Genomic DNA, 16058 nt, shown 5'->3' on the forward strand with positions numbered 1-16058 from the left:
GTCAGCCGTTGGTGATCCTGGCGAAAGCCTGTTCAAGGTCGGCAATCAGGTCCTCGGCTTCCTCGATGCCGCACGAGAGGCGCAGGAGGTTGACCGGGACGGCCAGTTCGGTGCCCTTCACCGAAGCATGGGTCATCTCGGAGGGGTAGTTCATCAGCGACTCGATCCCGCCCAGGGACTCGGCAAGAGTGAACACCGAGGTGTTTTCCGCAACGGTCCTTGCCGCGGCCTCTCCACCCTTGAACTGCACCGACACCATGCCGCCGAACTTCTTCATCTGCTTCGCGGCGAGATCGTGGCCCGGGTGGTCCGGGAGCCCCGGATACAGCACGGCCTCAACCTCCGGACGCGTCAGCAACCACTCAGCTACTGCCTGGCCGTTCTCGCTGTGGCGGTCCATGCGCACGCCCAAGGTCTTCAAGCCACGGGTGGTCAGGAACGCGTCCATCGGACCGGACACAGCGCCGACGGCGAACTGGATGAAACCGATCTTCTCGGCCAGTTCAGCATCCTTCACCACAATGGCGCCGCCCACCACATCCGAGTGGCCTCCGATGTACTTGGTAGTGGAGTGAACCACGACGTCGGCACCCAGGGCGAGCGGGGTCTGCAAGTAGGGAGATGCGAAGGTGTTGTCGACCACCAGGAGGGCACCGGCGTCGTGCGCTACAGCGGCGAGCGCGGCAATGTCGGTGATCTTCATCATCGGGTTGGACGGTGTCTCAACCCACACGATGCGCGTGTTGTTCGCAGCGACGGCGGCGGCAACGGCGTCCAGGTCCGACATGTCCACCGGGGTATTGCCGATGCCCCAGTCCCCCAGCACACGGTTGATGAGGCGGTAGGTTCCACCGTAGGCGTCATTGCCCAACACGATGTGGTCCCCGGGCCGGGCCACTGCCCGGATCAGCGAGTCTTCAGCAGCCAGGCCGGATCCGAAGGAGAACGCGGCCGTTCCACCTTCAAGGGCGGCCAACTGCTCCTGCAGGGCATCGCGGGTGGGGTTGCCGCCGCGGCCGTACTCGTAGCCCGAGCGCAGGCCCCCGATGCCGTCCTGGGCGTAGGTCGAGCTGAAGTGCAGCGGAGGTACCACAGCACCGGTGCGCGGCTCGAAGTCCTGGCCGGCGTGGACGGCACGTGTGTTGAACCCGGTCTTGTTGTTGTCAGACATGGAAGCTCCTCTTTGTTCGTTCAACGGTTGGTCAGCGCGGGCTAGTTGCTGAGGTAAGCCAGGAGGTCGTGGCGCGTCAGGATGCCGACCGGGGCTCCCGCGAAGGTCACCATGACGGTATCGACGTCGGACAGCAGCTCACGCGCGGCGGAAATGGTCTCCAAGGAGCCCACCACGGGCAGGCGTTCGCCCATGTGTTCGGAGATCTTGTCCGAAAGTTTCGCTTCGCCGCGGAACAGCTTGCTGGTCAGGGTGCGCTCGTCGACGGCCCCCAGGACTTCGCCCATCACCACGGGAGGCTCCTGCGACAGGACCGGGATGTGCGAGACACCGAACTCGTTCATGATGTTGATGACGTCGCGGACGGTTTCGTTGGGATGGATGTGGACCAGGTCCGGCATCTCGCCCGTCTTGGATTTGAGGACCTCCCCCACGGAGGATTCTTCGCCCCCGGAAAGAAAGCCATAGGAGCGCATCCACTGGTCGTTGAAGATCTTGGCCAGGTATCCGCGACCGGAGTCAGGGAGAATCACCACCACCACGGCGGATTCGTCGAGGTCCTTGGCGGCCTGCAGCGCCGCCACCACCGCCATGCCGGAAGACCCGCCAACGAGCAGGCCCTCTTCCCGGGCAAGACGACGGGTCATGGCGAAGGAATCCGCGTCCGAGACAGCGATGACGTGGTCCGGGACGTCACGGTCGTAGTTGGCGGGCCACATGTCCTCGCCGACGCCTTCGACGAAGTACGGCCGGCCGGTTCCGCCCGAGTAGACCGAGCCTTCGGGGTCCGCACCAATGACCTTGACACGGCCGCCGTCGGACTCCGTCCGTTCAGCCGAAACCTGCTTGAGGTACCGGCCGGTGCCGGTGATCGTCCCGCCCGTACCGGCGCCGATGACGACGTGGGTGACGCGGCCGTCCGTGTCGTTCCAGATCTCCGGGCCGGTGGACTCGAAGTGGCTGCCGGGGGCGGCCGGATTGGAGAACTGGTCCGGCTTGAAAGCGTCTGGAATCTCGCGGACCAGTCGGTCGGAGACGCCGTAATAGCTTTGCGGGCTGTCGGGAGCCACGGAGGTAGGGGTCACCACGACCTCGGCGCCGTACGCCTTCAGGACGGCGCGCTTGTCCTCACCCACCTTGTCCGGGACCACGAAGATGCACTTGTAGCCCTTCTGCTGGGCCACCAGTGCCAGACCAACTCCCGTGTTGCCCGACGTCGGCTCAACGATGGTGCCACCGGGCTTGAGCCGACCGTCCTTTTCCGCGTCTTCGATCATTTTCACCGCGATGCGGTCCTTGATCGATCCACCGGGGTTGATGTATTCGAGCTTCACCAGGACTGTGGCCCTGATCCCCTCAGTAACGTGGTTGAGTTTGATAAGGGGCGTATTGCCGATGAGGTCCAACACGGACTGGGCGTACTTCATAGGTACAAAGTTACCGCCTGCCCGCATTGGGACCGGACCGGTCGGTCAGCTCCCCGCTGAAGGATCCGTCTGCCACAGCCCCAGGATGTTGCCTTCGGTGTCCTTGAAGTAGGCGTACCACCCCATGGTTGGCACGGCGTCCTTGCCCTGCACCACTGAACCACCGGCCTGTTCAACCTGGGCGAGGGCAGCATCGACGTCTGTCACGTCAATGGTGATGATGGGGGTCTTGAGGTTGTCCGTCCGGGGGAACAACGCACCGTTGATGGCTCCGGGTTCTTTCGGCGCACCGGTTTGGTCGTCCGATTCGGTGGTCAGGGCGATGGTGTAGTCCATGCCTTGCATCGGGCTGAGGTTCCAGCCGAACGTTTTTTGGTAGAAGGCGTTGGCCCTGTCGGTGTCATCGGTTGGAATCTCGAAATGCACTATTGCGGCCATGGCATGCGCTCCTGGTTCCTTGGTTTGTCCCAGCGTTTGTTCCTGGGTTTGGGCGCGGCCCACCCGCGCCACACCACGGAGTCTAGCCGCGGGCACCGGCGTCGGTAAGGGCTTCGCGGAGCAAATTGTCAGCCCGGCGTGGGACCATTAAGAACATGACCATTGCAGAAGCCCCTCCGCTTGTTGCGGCCGCGGCGGACGCATCCATCAGGTGGCATCCGGGCAGTTCCTTCCGCCTGGACCAGACCATGTTTCCGCTGATGCGCGGCAACGCTGACCCGTCGTTCGCGGCGCATGCGAGTGGTTATTGGATGGCTTTCACGGCCCCTTCCGGTCCGGTGACCCTTCGCCTTTCGGGCGGAGGCCTGGGTCCTGATTCGTTCGTGGACGCACTGGCCTGGGGGCCGGGCGCCGCGGACGCCGTGGCAGGAGTGCCACGGTTGCTGGGCGCCGATGACGACTGGTCCGCTTTCGATGACCCGGCTTTCCACGCCACGCTTCCGCGCCGCGTTACAGAATCACGACGCCGGAACCTGGCTGTGCGCCTGCCCTCCACCGGGCGGGTGGTTGACTCACTGGTGCCCACCATTTTGGAGCAAAAGGTCACCACGTTGGAGGCAAGGCGCGGGTACCGGTACCTGTTGTACCGCTACGGAACCCCCGCACCGGGAAAAGCCCCGGCGGGTCTCCTCGTCCCACCCACCGCCCGGCAATGGCTGGCCATTCCGTCCTGGGAGTGGCACAAGGCAGGGGTTGGACCACAGCGTTCGGCGACGGTCATGCGGGCGCTGCAATCCGCCGTCGCCCTTGAACGCCTGGCCGCTCTGGACTCGGTGCAGGCCGGCGCCAAGCTGCAGACGATCCCCGGAATCGGTGTCTGGACCGCAGCGGAGGTCGTCCAGCGGACCCATGGTTGCCCCGATTCAATCTCCGTGGGCGACTACCACTTGGCGTCCTACGTGGGCTACGCGTTGACCGGGCAGAAAACGGACGATGCCGGCATGATCGAGCTGCTCGAGCCCTGGCGCGGACAGAGGCAACGGCTGGTCCGGATGCTGTACCTGAGCGGCTTCCGCAAACCCACCTTCGGCCCCCGAATGACAGTGCAGGACCACCGCCGCCACTAGGGCAACGCGTTGTTTTTACAAGTGGAGGCGGGACACGGCTTCCTGGCGCATATCCACTTTGCGGACTTTCCCGGAAACGGTCATCGGGAAGCTCTCGCGGACGTCGATGTAGCGCGGAATCTTGTAGTGGGCCAGCTTGCCCCGGCAGTACTCGGCCAGGTCATCAGCCGTCAGGGGCCCGGCGCCGGGCTTGAGGATGATGCACGCCATCAGTTCCTCGCCGTACTTCGCATCCGGAACCCCGATCACCTGGACATCCTGGATGGAAGGGTGCAGGTAGAGGAATTCCTCGATCTCACGCGGGTAGATGTTCTCCCCACCACGGATCACCATGTCCTTGATCCGGCCTTCGATCACGAGGTAGCCGTCCTCATCCATGCGCGCCAGGTCCCCGGTGTGCATCCACCCTTCGGCGTCGATGGCTTCTGCGGTCTTGTCCGGCTGGCCCCAGTAACCCTGCATCACGGCATACCCGCGCGTGCAGAGCTCGCCGATCACACCACGTTCCACCACTTCGCCAGACCCCGGATCCACAATCCTGCTCTCCAGGTGCGGCATGGTCCGGCCCACCGTGGACGTCCGCTGTTCCAGGGTGTCCCCTGCCCGCGTCATGGTGGACACGGGCGAGGTCTCGGTCATGCCGTAGCAGATGGCCACGTCCACCATGTGCATCTCATCGATCACCCGCCGCATCACCTCGATGGGACACAGTGAACCCGCCATCACACCGGTGCGCAGTGTAGAGAGGTCATAGGAGCAGAAATCCCCCAGCGCCAGCTCTGCGATGAACATCGTCGGCACCCCGTACAGCGAGGTCCCACCGAAATCCTGGACCGCTTCCAGCGCCGCCGATGGGTTGAAACCCCGGCCCGGAATGATCGTGGCGGCCCCGAAACTAAGCGCGTTCAGGTTCCCGATCACCATGCCGAAACAGTGGTAGAACGGCACCGGTATCACCACGCGGTCATGCTCGGTGTAACCCAGCAGGCGCCCGATGGAGTGCCCGTTGTTGAGGATGTTGTGGTGCGTCAGCGTTGCGCCCTTCGGAAATCCGGTGGTCCCCGAGGTGTATTGCAGATTGATGGGATCGTGCGGGTTTAGTTCCGCCATGCGCTCACGCAGCGCTGAAAGTCCGACGCCGTCAGCCCGGGTCAGGAGCTCGGCATAGCTCAGTTCGTGGCCGGCTTCGGGGACGCCCGCCGTCAGTCCAGCGGTCGGATCACCGGGAAGGAAGACAATCTCTTTGAGTTCAGGGCACCTCCCGGCGACGTCCCTGGCCATGCCGATGTAGTCGCTGTTCTTGTCCTTGGGCGCAGTGATCAACATCCGCATGCCGTTCTGTTTCACCACGAATTCGAGTTCGTGGCTCCGGTACGCGGGGTTCACATTCACCAACACCGCCCCCACTTTGGCAGTGGCGTACTGCAGGATGGTCCACTCGGCACAATTTGGACTCCAGATGCCGATCCGCTCACCCTTTGCCACGCCCACGGCGAGCAGCGCGCGGGCGAGGCGATCGACGTCGTCGTTCAGCTTTTGGTAGCTCCAGCGGCGGGCTTCACCGCCCGGCGAGGCGGCGGCCTCGATGAGCGCGTCACGCAAAGGAAATTTGGCGGCTACGCGCTCGAAATTGGCGCCAATGGTCTCTTCGAGCAACGGGACGTCGGTGTCTCCGGCGGTGTAGGACAACATGACGGAACGCTACCAAGCCCTGCCGCGCAACAGAACCGTAACCACCTCCAAGGCAGCCGTGTCCTGCCGGTAGGGTTGGACCCATGAGTGCACCCATTGACCTGAAGGCTACGTTCATCCCCAACGAAGGCGAGTTCTTCCGCGTGAAGCTCGCGCTGGAAATCGCCATTGACGAGGTAGTCAACGAGCCCGGCTGCATCCGTTACGAACTGACTGAAGCCACTGAAGAAAAACTTGTCCTCACCGAACGCTGGGAATCCGAGGAACTGCTGGAGAAGCACTCCAAGGGCATCGCGGTGCAGGACCTGAACGAGTCCCTCAGCGCTTTGCTGGCCGAGCCTGTGCAGCTGGAACGTCTCTAGCTCCGCCAGTTCGCCTTAAACCATCGAGGTCGCCGGAAATTTCCGGCGACCTCGATGTATTTCCAGCGATTTCGCCGGATAGGGTCTAGTTTTCCTGCGCCTCGGCACGGGCCTTGGCAACGTGGGCGTGGACTTCTTCCATGTCCAGGCCCTTCACGGCCTCAATGACCTGTTCAAGCTGCTGGGCGTTCAGGGCGCCGGGCTGCGAGAAGACGAGCACCTTTTCGCGGAAGGCCATCAGCGTGGGGATGGACGTGATCCCGGCCTCCGCTGCGAGCTGCTGCTCGGCTTCGGTGTCCACCTTGGCGAAGAACACGTCGGAGTGCTTTTCCGATGCCGCTCCATACGTGGGCGCGAACTGCCGGCAGGGGCCGCACCATGCGGCCCAGAAATCCACGAGGACAATGTCGTTCTCCTCGATGGTCGATGCGAACTGTTCACCAGTGATGTCAACTGTAGCCATACTTCCACCGTACGCGTCCCTGCCCGGTAAGTCCCGTGGAAGGGTGGCCTGTTCGCTTCCCGCGTCACCGGGAATAAAAGCCCGGTCCCGCGCTTCGGAGTCTCTTGATTCGGACTGAACAAGTGTTTAACGTATTAAACATGCGTTCAACCGCAGACGATCTAACTACCCGGGCACGCATCCGTGACGCCGCCATCGGGCTCTTTGGTCGTGAGGGATTCGCCCGTGCGACTGTACGTTCCGTCGCAGCCGAGGCCGGAGTCAGTCCAGGGCTTGTCATCCACCATTTCGGCAGCAAAGCAGGTTTGCGGGATGCCTGCGATGAGCATGTCCTTTCCCAAACAGCCACGCAGGGACGGGAGAAAACGGATCCGGGCTCCACAGGCAGACTCATCCAGGATTACCTGAACAATCCGCACGACTACGCCAATGAGATCGCCTATATCCGCCAGTCCCTCAGTGACGAGTCGGATGCCGGCGACGCCTTCTTCGACGGGGTTGTCAACCAAACGGAGGACATCATCCACACGGGCATCCAAGCCGGGACTATCCGGGTCTTCGAGAATGTCCGGGCCATCGCCGTCGTTATTGCCTCCAACAGCCTGTCCGTGCTCATGCTGGGCCGTCACGTCTCCCGGGCGCTGGGCACCCCCGTAGCCGAACCGCACGGCATCGGCCCGGACTTATTGCGGCATCTGACGTTGCCCGCGCTCGACATTTACACCCATGGTTTCTACGCGGACGCGCGGTTCCTGAACGCAGCCCGCGAAGCGCTTGAAGAAAACAACAACAACGGAAGGGAGCATGCCCCGTGACCGAGGCAATCGTCGTCGAGGGGTTGCGCAAAAGGTTCGGACAGCGCGAGGTTCTGCACGGATTGGATTTCGCTGTGGAGTCCGGGACAGTCTTCGGGGTAATCGGGCCGAACGGGGCGGGTAAAACCACCACCATGCGCTGTCTGTTGGACATCATCCGACCCAGCGCCGGATCCATCTCCATCCTGGGGCAGGATCCGAGGCGGTCGGGGACCGCGTTGCGCAGGCGCATCGGGTATTTGCCCGGAGAGCTGCACTTGGAAAACCGCACCACAGGCCGCCGGATGCTGGAACATTTTGCCGACATCAGCGGACCAGTGGACCAGCGGCACGTCAACGATCTCGCCGACCGGCTCCAGCTGGACCTGGACCGCCAGACCCGCAAGCTCTCCAAGGGCAACAAGCAAAAACTCGGGCTGCTGCAGGCTTTCATGCACAAACCCGAACTTCTCATCCTGGACGAACCCACCAGCGGCCTTGATCCCTTGGTCCAGCAGGTGTTCCACGCCATGGTCCGCGAGGCCGTGGATGGGGGCGCCACGGTGTTCCTCAGTTCGCACGTGCTGAGCGAGGTCCAGCAGGCAGCGGATGCCGTAGCCATCCTTCGCGACGGCGGGATCGTCACTGTTTCCACCGTCGAGGCCCTGAGGACGGCAGCGGTGAGGCAGCTTCGCTTCAACAGCACTGGAACAGAAGCGCACGACGTCGGCGCGCTGCTGGCCAGGGTGCCGGGCGTCGCCAACGTAGCGGTACGGGAGCTGCCGTCCGATGGGCACACCGCCGGGACGGTGGAAGCCACGGCCACATTGTCCGGCCATGTCCAGCCATTGGTCCAGGAGCTGGCCAAGCTGAACCTGACGGACCTGGTGTTGGAGGAGCCGGATCTGGAGGAAGCCGTCCTGACGCTCTACACGGGCGACGAAAGTCCTTCCTCCCGTGAAGAATCACCGCGCAGAGCCCTAAAGCAACCGGAAGGAGCCCACCATGCCTAAGCCACTGCCGCTGTTCACGAAGGCACTGACGGATTCGTGGCGTTCCACCCTGGCGTGGGCTGTGGGTCTGACGGGTGCCATCATGCTGTACCTGCCCCTGTATCCCTCCATCGGCGGCAGCTCCCAAATGCAGCAAATGATCGATGCCCTCCCACAAGGCATGACCAAGGCCTTGAACTACGACCAAATCGCAACCGGTCCCGGCTACACCCAGGCAACCTTGTTCGGGCTCATCGGGTTCCTGCTGATGTCCATGGCTTCGGTGGGTTGGGGTGCGGCAGCTGTGGGCGGCGACGAAGAGTCCGGGCTCCTGGAGCTGACCTTGGCCCATAGCGTGACGCGCGTACAGATCGTACTGGAGCGGGCGCTGGCGCTGATCGTTCGTATCGCGATCCTCACGGCCCTTGTCTTCGTGCTGGTGCTGGTACTGAACGGACCCGCCCAACTGAACATCGACGTCGGACATCTTGCCGGCGCGGTGCTGCTGTTTGCTGCCTTGGCCCTGCTGAGCGGCACCGCAGCGTTGTTTGTCGGTGCCCTGAGTGGACGGAAGGTGTACGGAGTCGCGGCCGGTGCTGCCGTGGCGGTCCTCGGGTACGTTTTCAACGCAGTCGGCCGACAAAGCCCCAACGTCGAATGGTTGCTGAACCTCTCTCCGTACCACTGGGCCTACGGCAATTCACCTGTTGCCAACGGGGCCGATTGGGGCGCGGTAACCGGGCTGTTCGGCATCTCGGTTGCCCTCATTGCGCTGGGAGCCTTTGCCCTGCAACGCCGGGATGTCGGGGTCTAACTCCACACGTGAGGCGCGGGACGGCGGGCCCCAGGCAGTCCGTTGTTCCCGCGCCACTCGTGGATCCACTCCGGCAGTTCAAGATCGGCCGGCGGCGCACCAAACTCGGCGATGATCTCTTCCTGGGACACCGGTTTGCCGTTGGCCACCAGGCGTGTGGCGATGTAGGCGCGTGCGTAGATCTCTCCGTCCACCACCATGCGCTGCTCGAAGTAGATGGCTTTGGTGTCCAGGCCAATGATGCGGGTTTCAATGGTGTAGTGCTGCCACAGCTGCAAGGACTTCCGGAAGGCGATGGTCTCCCCTGCTGCAACAGGGCTCCAGCCCCGCTTACGCATTTTGCCCCAGACCCCGCTGCGCACCATGAGGTCGAAGCGACCCAGATCCATCAGGGAAAAGTACATGCCGTTGTTGACGTGCATGGCGATGTCAATGTCCGTGGGAAGCACACGCAAAGGCAGCGAGGATTCTTCCCAGACGCCCAAGGGCGAGCGCTTGGCGGACGTGAACAGCAGCATGAGGGTACGTAGAAGCAGGTGCATGGCAGCCATGTTACCCGCGGGTAACATTCAGCGGAAGGTGCAGCCCGTAATGTGGAATGCCCCTCGGACGGTTGCGTCCAGAGCAGTGTTCGGCCGCCCACCGGCCACTTTTATGTCCAACGATTGCACTAACGTTTACCGCTGGTTCATCAAAGACGTGCACAATATCTGGAACTCGTATTGGAAGAACACATCAGGGGGATCCCTTTGAGTACGCTGCAAACCACCCGGCCCCACGGCGACGTCTGGCCCGAACTCCAACGCCACCAAGTGGTTGTGCTCCAGGACGCCCGCGGGAACCGGATTGAGGGAACCCTGGACGGCATGACCGATGACCGCAGCACCCTGTGGATCCAACTCAAGGGTGGCCTTGGACGCCAGCTGATCCACCACTTGGACGGCTACTGGCTGGAAACGACTGCCTGATCCTCCTGCCGCAGGGCCGGCCTGTGGCTAGGATTCCCGTATGACTCAAGCGCGATACCGGGACCTCGTCGAATGGCCACTCATGGCCACGGCACTGATATTCCTCACCGCCTACGCCTGGCAGGTCATCGGTCGCGTCGATGGACCCACGGCGACCCCACTGGAAATAATTCTCTGGATTACGTGGGGTATCTTCGCCCTGGACTACTTCATCAACCTTTGGCTCGCCGAAGACCGCATGCGATGGTTCCTCTGGAATCTCCATGAACTCCTGATCGTGGTGCTTCCATTCTTCCGGCCGTTGCGGCTGCTGCGCCTGGTCACCCTGCTCTCGGTTCTGCAGCGGACAGTGGGCGAAACCCTCCGGGGGCGTGTGGCAACCTACGTCGCCGGAGCGGCTGCCATGCTCATCCTTGTTGGAGCGCTTGCCGTCCTGGATGTTGAGCAGGGCGCCCCCGACGCCAAGATCCTGACCTTCGGAGACGCAGCCTGGTGGGCCGTCACCACCATCACCACCGTGGGATACGGCGACTTGTATCCGGTCACACCCATCGGCAGGGTTGTCGCCGCAGCCCTCATGATGAGCGGCATCGCTGTCCTGGGTATCGTCACTGCCTCCATCGCATCCTGGCTGGTGCAGCGGATTGAGGAGAATGCCGAAGGCGTGGCGGCCGCTGCCGGCGAAAAGGTGGCGGCAGCCGAGGAGCCCGTGCGGGCCGAAGTGGCTGATCTGGTCAAGGAGATCGCTGCCTTGCGGCTGGAAATCGCCGAGCTCCGGAAAATCTCCGAGAGACAGTAGGCAAGAAGCCGCCCCATCCGGGAAAACCCGCAAGCACAAAAAAATCCCCGGAACCAGTGGTTCCGGGGATTCTCCTTGGGTGGCAGATGAGGGATTCGAACCCCCGTAGGCGTTGCCAGCTGATTTACAGTCAGCCCCCTTTGGCCGCTCGGGTAATCTGCCGAACTTCAAAAGAAGATCACTTCCGGAAGACCATTTCTTTCGATCCGGTAACCGAAGGCAGAGACAACCTTACAGAACTTTCCACGAAGAATCTAATCGGGCCCTCGAGCCCGGGAATCCACGGGATTTCAGGCTTCCCCGAGGATGCGGCCAGCCAGTTTGGCCTCGAACTTCTCGGCCTGCTCGGCGGTGATCTGGTTCAACTGCACGGCCCGCTGGAGATCTGCGTGGACGCCATCCATGCGCGAGGTGGCATCAGGAACCGGGCTCAGCACGATCGAGGCCGCCACCGCTGCCGCCGCTACCGCACTGGCAGCAGCCACTGCAGCCGTTCCAATCGAACCTGCTGCTGCTGAGGCGGACTTGCTGATGGACTGGACGGCCTTGGTGCTCATGCTGATCCTCCGGACGAAGTGTCTTCCAACTGGTACAACTCTGGGCCGCCTACCTCGGTTCCCACCCTGCGTGTGCTGTGAGCGAACTGTGAAAGCCCCGCACCGCCCCAACCGCTGCCTTCCGTACTAGGCTGGATGCCAGACCCAACCGCCCTCACAGGGCCCCCAACCTAAGGAGAGTCATGGCAGGCGAATCCACATTCGACGTCGTCAGCAAGGTAGACAAGCAAGAGGTCGCCAACGCACTGAACCAGTCCCAGAAGGAAATCGCGCAGCGGTACGACTTCAAGGGCGTCGGCGCAGAGATCGACTTCAGCGGCGAGAAGATCCTCATGAAGGCCAACTCGGAGGACCGCGTCCTTGCAGTCCTGGACGTCTTCCAGTCCAAGCTCATCAAGCGCGGCATCTCCCTGAAGTCCCTGGACCAGGGCGAGCCCTACCCCTCGGGCAAGGAGTTCCGCCTGGAGTGCAGCATCAAGGAGGGCATCGCCCAGGACATCGCCAAGAAGATCAACAAGATCATCCGCGATGAAGCTCCAAAGTCCGTCAAGTCCCAGATCCAGGGCGACGAGCTCCGTGTGACCTCCAAGTCACGCGACGACCTGCAGGAGACCATGGCCATCCTCAAGAAGTTCGAAGAGGCCGACCTCCAATTCGTGAACTTCCGCAGCTAACTGCGCTCTGGCCGCGTGATTACTGGGCGCCCGCGCCCGAAGTCCGCACAGAGAGTCAGCAGAATCACCGAGGACCGCAGCGATCAGCCTCGATCCTGCGGTCCTCGTTTTATCCACAGCTGCCCGCATCTACAGCGACTGTCGTAAATTACGGCACGAATAGTTTGCGTAATAGCCGCCGGGCAGTATTCTTCTTCCTTAGGCGAGCCTAAGTACGGCTCCCTTAGCGAAAGAACACTCCGACATGACCGCCAACTTCCTGATAGGCCTGCGCGAAGGCCTCGAGGCCTCCCTCATCGTGGTCCTACTCATGGCCTATCTCATCAAGACCGGACGGCGGCACCTCATTCCGCGCCTCTGGGCCGGGGTGGGCGCAGCCATTGCCATCTCCTTCGGCTTCGGCGCGCTGCTGACTTTCGGCCCGCGCGGCCTGACGTTCGAGGCACAGGAAGCCATCGGCGGCGGACTGTCCATCGTAGCGGTGGCCCTGGTGACCTGGATGGTCTTCTGGATGGCTCGCACCGCGCGCAGCCTCGGCGGCGAACTCCGCTCCCAGGTGGATAAAGCGGCCGACGGCGCCGCTTGGGGCCTTGCGCTCGTGGCGGCACTTGCCGTGGGCCGCGAAGGACTCGAAACCGCGCTGTTCATCTGGGCCGCAGCCCAAGCCACCGGAGAAACCACTCTGCCGCTCCTCGGGGCTCTGCTCGGACTGGTAGCCGCTGCCGGATTGGGCTACCTGCTTCACCGGGGAGTCCTCAAGGTGAACCTGGGCCGCTTCTTCACCTGGACCGGAGTCGGCCTGATCGTCATCGCGGGCGGAGTGCTTGCCTATGGCGTCCACGACCTCCAGGAAGCCGGCATCCTCCCGGGCCTCCACAACCTTGCCTTCGACGTCTCAGCTGCCATCCCGCCGTCGTCCTGGTACGGCACCCTGCTCAAAGGCACCCTGAACTTCTCCCCCGCGACCACGTGGCTGGAAGCGGCAGCCTGGCTGCTGTATGTGGCCCCGGTGCTGTTCCTGTACATCCGGGCCAACCGTTCTTCCCGGCCGAAGGCCACCAGCCCCCTCCCGGCACCGGCCGTCGCAGCCCAGTCCTAAGACCCCCTGCCTGGTCCCCTCGAACCCTCCCCTCACGCGCCACCGATAGACAAAGGATTCCCCATGCCCGCTTCACCCAAGCTCCGCAGAACACTTGCCGTGATTGGCGCCGCAGCAGCAGTACCGTTGGCCCTCTCCGGCTGCACCGACAACGCGAAGACCACGGCCGCCACGGACGGTCCCATCCAGGTCAGCAGCACTGCCAATGAGTGCAAGGTGTCCTCGGCTACCGCGCAGAGCGGCAACCTAACCTTCGCGGTGAAGAACGAGGGCACCGAAGTAACCGAGTTCTACCTGCTGGCCGAAGACGGACTGCGGATCGTCGGCGAAGTGGAAAACATCGGCCCGGGAATTTCCCGCAACCTGGTGGTCACCGCCCCCGCTGGCAAGTACACCACCGCGTGCAAGCCCGGAATGCAGGGCGACGGCATCCGTGCCTCGTTCGAGGTCAAGGAATCCGGCAACAAGCCAAGCGTGGACGCCGATCTGCAGAAGCTGGTGGACACCGGAACGCAGCAGTACGCCGCCTACGTCAAGGACCAGACCGAACAGCTCGTCACCGGCACCAAGGCCTTCGCGGAAGCCTTCGCCGCCGGTGATGCAGCCAAGGCCCGCGAGCTCTACGCGGCAACCCGCATGCACTGGGAACGGATCGAACCCGTCGCTGAGTCCTTCGGCGACCTCGACCCCAAGCTGGATGCCCGCGAAGCAGACCTTGAGCCCGGCCAGGAATGGACCGGCTGGCACCGCGCCGAAAAGGACCTCTTCCCGCCGGCAGGCTACACAGCGTTGACCCCCGCAGAGCGCACCGCCATCTCCACGCAACTCGTCGCCGACACCGAAGACCTCGCCACGCGCACCCGCACCGTGGAACTCACGGCGGACAAGCTGGGCAACGGCGCCAAGGAACTCCTGGATGAGGTAGCCACCGGCAAGGTCACGGGAGAAGAAGAGATCTGGTCCCACACCGACCTCTGGGACTTCCAGGCGAACGTGGACGGCGCCCGGATCGCTTTCGAGAGCCTGAAGCCGGCCTTGGAACAGAAGGATGCAGAGCTCTCCAAGTCCTTGGACGGGAAGTTCACAGCACTGCAGGCCGAACTGAAGAAGCACGCAAAGGGCGATGGCTTCGCCTACTACAACGAGCTCAGCCCGGAGCAGGTCCAGGCCCTGGCATCGTTGGTCGACTCGCTGGGTGAGCCCCTCTCCAAGCTCACCTCAGCCGTGGTGCTGTGAGCGGCTGCCCTTTCGGCCACACCGGTGAGCCGGCCGACGTCGGGCGTTCCGGTGGGCCGGTCGACGTCGTAAAGTCCCAAAAGGCGTCCGACGGCGGTACCGCGGCTGCCGCTGCTACCGGCGGTGCACGGATGTCGCGCCGGGGCCTGCTCTCTCTCGCTGGCGTGGGCGGCGCCGGAGCTGTGGCAGGAATCGCCGCAGGTTTCCTGGGTCATGACGCGGTGGCGATGGCGGCAGCACCCGCTGTGCCTGCTGCCGGGGATGCCGTGGTTCCGTTCTTTGGCGAACACCAGGCGGGCATCACCACGCCTGCCCAGGACCGTTTGCACATGGCAGCGTTCGATGTGACCACGGAGGACCGCAAGGAACTGATCAAGCTCCTCAAGGACTGGACTGCCGCGGCCCAGGCGATGACCGCCGGCGATCCAACCGGCAAGACCGGCGCCGTCGACGGCCCTTATGATGCCCCGCCGGAAGACACTGGCGAGGCCTTGGATTTGGCAGCTTCCAAGCTGACCCTGACGTTTGGCTTTGGCGCAGGCTTGTTTGGGAAGGATGGCAAAGTCCGGTTCGGTCTGGAGGGGCGGCGTCCGGCCGCCCTGATCGACCTTCCCCACTTCCCCGGCGATGACCTGCAGCCGGGCCGCACTGGCGGTGACCTCGTGGTCCAGGCCTGCGCGGATGATCCGCAGGTGGCCGTCCACGCAATCCGGAATCTGGCGAGGATCGGATTTGGAAAAGTCCGGGTGAGGTGGTCCCAGCTCGGGTTCGGCCGCACTTCCTCGACCTCCCGTGCCCAGGTGACGCCCCGCAACCTGTTCGGTTTCAAGGACGGCACGAACAACCTCAAAGTAGAGGACAACACCCTCCTCGACGAGCACGTCTGGGTGGCTGGCGATGGTCCCGCGGCTGAGCAGTGGATGACCGGTGGCAGCTACCTGGTGGCACGACGGATCCAGATGCACATTGAAATCTGGGACCGTACCTCGCTGCGGGAGCAGGAAGGCCTGATTGGCCGTACGAAGGGCGTGGGGGCTCCCCTGTCCGGCGGCGACGAGTTCAGCACGCCGGACTTCGCCATGGCCGGACGCAATGGCGAGCCGTTGATCCCCATGGATTCGCACATGCGCCTGGCTCATCCGGACCAGAACAACGGCGTCCGCATGCTGCGCCGCGGCTACAACTTCACCGACGGCTCGGACGGACTCGGGCACTTGGATGCCGGCCTGTTCTTCATCGCGTTCGTCAAGGATCCGCGGACCCATTACGTCCCCATGCAGCTGTCCCTGGCCAAGGGCGACACCTTGTCAGTGGAGTACCTGAAGCACACAGGGTCCGGCCTCTTTGCGGTGCCCCCGGGCGTGCAGCAGGGCGGGTATATCGGCGAAGGGTTGTTCACCTAGTGCCTGCGCTGGCTCCACTGCCGTTGCGGGCCCGCTTTTCCG

The 16058-nt window shown here is 63.4% G+C and carries 18 protein-coding genes and 1 tRNA gene; 11 read left to right on the forward strand and 8 right to left on the reverse strand.

Annotated features, from left to right (window positions below; translation table 11 throughout):
- Position 1: 1 nt before the first annotated feature.
- From N5P29_RS15375 to N5P29_RS15385, 3 genes are read right to left on the reverse strand one after another with little or no spacing between them, the layout of a single operon-like run.
- A complete protein-coding gene (locus tag N5P29_RS15375; protein WP_262275686.1) occupies positions 2 to 1171 on the reverse strand; it encodes a cystathionine gamma-synthase in 1170 nt (389 codons plus the stop codon).
- A 41-nt stretch (positions 1172 to 1212) separates the two neighbouring features.
- Positions 1213 to 2598 carry a cystathionine beta-synthase gene (locus tag N5P29_RS15380; RefSeq protein WP_262275687.1) on the reverse strand — a complete coding sequence of 462 codons (1386 nt, stop codon included), beginning with the start codon at positions 2596 to 2598 and terminating at the stop codon, positions 1213 to 1215.
- A 45-nt stretch (positions 2599 to 2643) separates the two neighbouring features.
- Entirely contained in the window at positions 2644 to 3036 is a 393-nt protein-coding gene (locus N5P29_RS15385; protein WP_262275688.1) for a VOC family protein, read from the reverse strand.
- 155 nt (positions 3037 to 3191) lie between these two features.
- Here N5P29_RS15385 and N5P29_RS15390 point away from each other — a divergent pair, with 155 nt between their 5' ends.
- Positions 3192 to 4163, forward strand: a complete 972-nt coding sequence (locus tag N5P29_RS15390; RefSeq protein WP_262275689.1) for a DNA-3-methyladenine glycosylase family protein — start codon at positions 3192 to 3194, stop codon at positions 4161 to 4163.
- A gap of 15 nt (positions 4164 to 4178) precedes the next feature.
- Here N5P29_RS15390 and N5P29_RS15395 read toward each other — a convergent pair whose 3' ends face one another.
- Positions 4179 to 5855 carry an AMP-binding protein gene (locus N5P29_RS15395; protein ID WP_262275690.1) on the reverse strand — a complete coding sequence of 559 codons (1677 nt, stop codon included), beginning with the start codon at positions 5853 to 5855 and terminating at the stop codon, positions 4179 to 4181.
- Positions 5856 to 5938: 83 nt separating this feature from the next.
- Between N5P29_RS15395 and N5P29_RS15400 the strand changes: the two genes are divergently transcribed.
- Positions 5939 to 6217 carry a putative quinol monooxygenase gene (locus tag N5P29_RS15400; RefSeq protein ID WP_262275691.1) on the forward strand — a complete coding sequence of 93 codons (279 nt, stop codon included), beginning with the start codon at positions 5939 to 5941 and terminating at the stop codon, positions 6215 to 6217.
- Between the two features lie 85 nt (positions 6218 to 6302).
- Here N5P29_RS15400 and trxA read toward each other — a convergent pair whose 3' ends face one another.
- Positions 6303 to 6680: a thioredoxin gene (gene trxA, locus N5P29_RS15405; RefSeq protein ID WP_144659336.1), complete on the reverse strand. Its 378-nt coding sequence runs from the start codon at positions 6678 to 6680 to the stop codon at positions 6303 to 6305.
- Between the two features lie 140 nt (positions 6681 to 6820).
- Between trxA and N5P29_RS15410 the strand changes: the two genes are divergently transcribed.
- Genes N5P29_RS15410 through N5P29_RS15420 form a run of 3 tightly spaced genes read left to right on the forward strand, consistent with a single transcriptional unit; the run spans position 6821 to position 9280 of the window.
- Positions 6821 to 7495, forward strand: a complete 675-nt coding sequence (locus N5P29_RS15410; RefSeq protein ID WP_262275692.1) for a TetR/AcrR family transcriptional regulator — start codon at positions 6821 to 6823, stop codon at positions 7493 to 7495.
- Entirely contained in the window at positions 7492 to 8487 is a 996-nt protein-coding gene (locus tag N5P29_RS15415) for an ABC transporter ATP-binding protein (RefSeq protein WP_262275693.1), read from the forward strand. Before N5P29_RS15410 ends, N5P29_RS15415 begins: the two co-directional genes overlap by 4 nt.
- Positions 8480 to 9280, forward strand: coding sequence for an ABC transporter permease subunit (locus N5P29_RS15420; RefSeq protein ID WP_262275694.1), 801 nt, complete (start codon positions 8480 to 8482; stop codon positions 9278 to 9280). Before N5P29_RS15415 ends, N5P29_RS15420 begins: the two co-directional genes overlap by 8 nt.
- On the opposite strand, the gene N5P29_RS15425 is transcribed toward N5P29_RS15420, so the two are convergent.
- Positions 9277 to 9822 (reverse strand): acyl-CoA thioesterase, encoded by a 546-nt coding sequence (locus N5P29_RS15425; protein WP_262275695.1) that lies wholly within the window; start codon positions 9820 to 9822, stop codon positions 9277 to 9279. The two genes, N5P29_RS15420 and N5P29_RS15425, sit on opposite strands and share 4 nt — an antisense overlap.
- A 207-nt stretch (positions 9823 to 10029) precedes the next feature.
- Here N5P29_RS15425 and N5P29_RS15430 point away from each other — a divergent pair, with 207 nt between their 5' ends.
- On the forward strand, positions 10030 to 10248 hold the full coding sequence (locus N5P29_RS15430; protein ID WP_144659331.1) for a hypothetical protein: 219 nt from the start codon (positions 10030 to 10032) through the stop codon (positions 10246 to 10248).
- 40 nt (positions 10249 to 10288) lie between these two features.
- Positions 10289 to 11047 carry a potassium channel family protein gene (locus tag N5P29_RS15435; RefSeq protein ID WP_262275696.1) on the forward strand — a complete coding sequence of 253 codons (759 nt, stop codon included), beginning with the start codon at positions 10289 to 10291 and terminating at the stop codon, positions 11045 to 11047.
- An 80-nt stretch (positions 11048 to 11127) separates the two neighbouring features.
- On the opposite strand, the gene N5P29_RS15440 is transcribed toward N5P29_RS15435, so the two are convergent.
- Both N5P29_RS15440 and N5P29_RS15445 read right to left on the reverse strand, forming a co-directional pair.
- Positions 11128 to 11209: transfer RNA gene (locus N5P29_RS15440), tRNA-Tyr, on the reverse strand.
- A gap of 128 nt (positions 11210 to 11337) precedes the next feature.
- A complete protein-coding gene (locus N5P29_RS15445) occupies positions 11338 to 11604 on the reverse strand; it encodes a hypothetical protein (RefSeq protein ID WP_262275697.1) in 267 nt (88 codons plus the stop codon).
- A 182-nt stretch (positions 11605 to 11786) separates the two neighbouring features.
- On the opposite strand from N5P29_RS15445, the gene N5P29_RS15450 reads away from it, so the two are divergent.
- The 4 genes from N5P29_RS15450 (at position 11787) to efeB (ending at position 16016) form a co-directional block, all read left to right on the forward strand.
- Positions 11787 to 12278, forward strand: coding sequence for a YajQ family cyclic di-GMP-binding protein (locus tag N5P29_RS15450; protein WP_144659328.1), 492 nt, complete (start codon positions 11787 to 11789; stop codon positions 12276 to 12278).
- Between the two features lie 244 nt (positions 12279 to 12522).
- Entirely contained in the window at positions 12523 to 13377 is an 855-nt protein-coding gene (gene efeU / locus N5P29_RS15455; protein ID WP_262275698.1) for an iron uptake transporter permease EfeU, read from the forward strand.
- 63 nt (positions 13378 to 13440) lie between these two features.
- Positions 13441 to 14613: an iron uptake system protein EfeO gene (efeO, locus tag N5P29_RS15460; RefSeq protein WP_262275699.1), complete on the forward strand. Its 1173-nt coding sequence runs from the start codon at positions 13441 to 13443 to the stop codon at positions 14611 to 14613.
- Positions 14610 to 16016 carry an iron uptake transporter deferrochelatase/peroxidase subunit gene (efeB, locus tag N5P29_RS15465; protein ID WP_262275700.1) on the forward strand — a complete coding sequence of 469 codons (1407 nt, stop codon included), beginning with the start codon at positions 14610 to 14612 and terminating at the stop codon, positions 16014 to 16016. Before efeO ends, efeB begins: the two co-directional genes overlap by 4 nt.
- Positions 16017 to 16058 lie beyond the last annotated feature (42 nt).

The organism is Paenarthrobacter sp. JL.01a, from assembly GCF_025452095.1.
Classification (GTDB): Bacteria; Actinomycetota; Actinomycetes; order Actinomycetales; family Micrococcaceae; genus Arthrobacter.

Excerpts from the sequence above, each read along its gene's own strand:
- N5P29_RS15375 (WP_262275686.1), bottom strand. The coding sequence starts at position 1,171 with ATGTCTGACAACAACAAGACCGGGTTCAACACACGTGCCGTCCACGCC.
- N5P29_RS15380 (WP_262275687.1), bottom strand. The coding sequence starts at position 2,598 with ATGAAGTACGCCCAGTCCGTGTTGGACCTCATCGGCAATACGCCCCTT.
- N5P29_RS15385 (WP_262275688.1), bottom strand. The coding sequence starts at position 3,036 with ATGGCCGCAATAGTGCATTTCGAGATTCCAACCGATGACACCGACAGG.
- N5P29_RS15390 (WP_262275689.1), top strand. The coding sequence starts at position 3,192 with ATGACCATTGCAGAAGCCCCTCCGCTTGTTGCGGCCGCGGCGGACGCA.
- N5P29_RS15395 (WP_262275690.1), bottom strand. The coding sequence starts at position 5,855 with ATGTTGTCCTACACCGCCGGAGACACCGACGTCCCGTTGCTCGAAGAG.
- N5P29_RS15400 (WP_262275691.1), top strand. The coding sequence starts at position 5,939 with ATGAGTGCACCCATTGACCTGAAGGCTACGTTCATCCCCAACGAAGGC.
- trxA (WP_144659336.1), bottom strand. The coding sequence starts at position 6,680 with ATGGCTACAGTTGACATCACTGGTGAACAGTTCGCATCGACCATCGAG.
- N5P29_RS15410 (WP_262275692.1), top strand. The coding sequence starts at position 6,821 with ATGCGTTCAACCGCAGACGATCTAACTACCCGGGCACGCATCCGTGAC.
- N5P29_RS15420 (WP_262275694.1), top strand. The coding sequence starts at position 8,480 with ATGCCTAAGCCACTGCCGCTGTTCACGAAGGCACTGACGGATTCGTGG.
- N5P29_RS15425 (WP_262275695.1), bottom strand. The coding sequence starts at position 9,822 with ATGCACCTGCTTCTACGTACCCTCATGCTGCTGTTCACGTCCGCCAAG.
- N5P29_RS15435 (WP_262275696.1), top strand. The coding sequence starts at position 10,289 with ATGACTCAAGCGCGATACCGGGACCTCGTCGAATGGCCACTCATGGCC.
- N5P29_RS15445 (WP_262275697.1), bottom strand. The coding sequence starts at position 11,604 with ATGAGCACCAAGGCCGTCCAGTCCATCAGCAAGTCCGCCTCAGCAGCA.
- N5P29_RS15450 (WP_144659328.1), top strand. The coding sequence starts at position 11,787 with ATGGCAGGCGAATCCACATTCGACGTCGTCAGCAAGGTAGACAAGCAA.
- efeU (WP_262275698.1), top strand. The coding sequence starts at position 12,523 with ATGACCGCCAACTTCCTGATAGGCCTGCGCGAAGGCCTCGAGGCCTCC.
- efeO (WP_262275699.1), top strand. The coding sequence starts at position 13,441 with ATGCCCGCTTCACCCAAGCTCCGCAGAACACTTGCCGTGATTGGCGCC.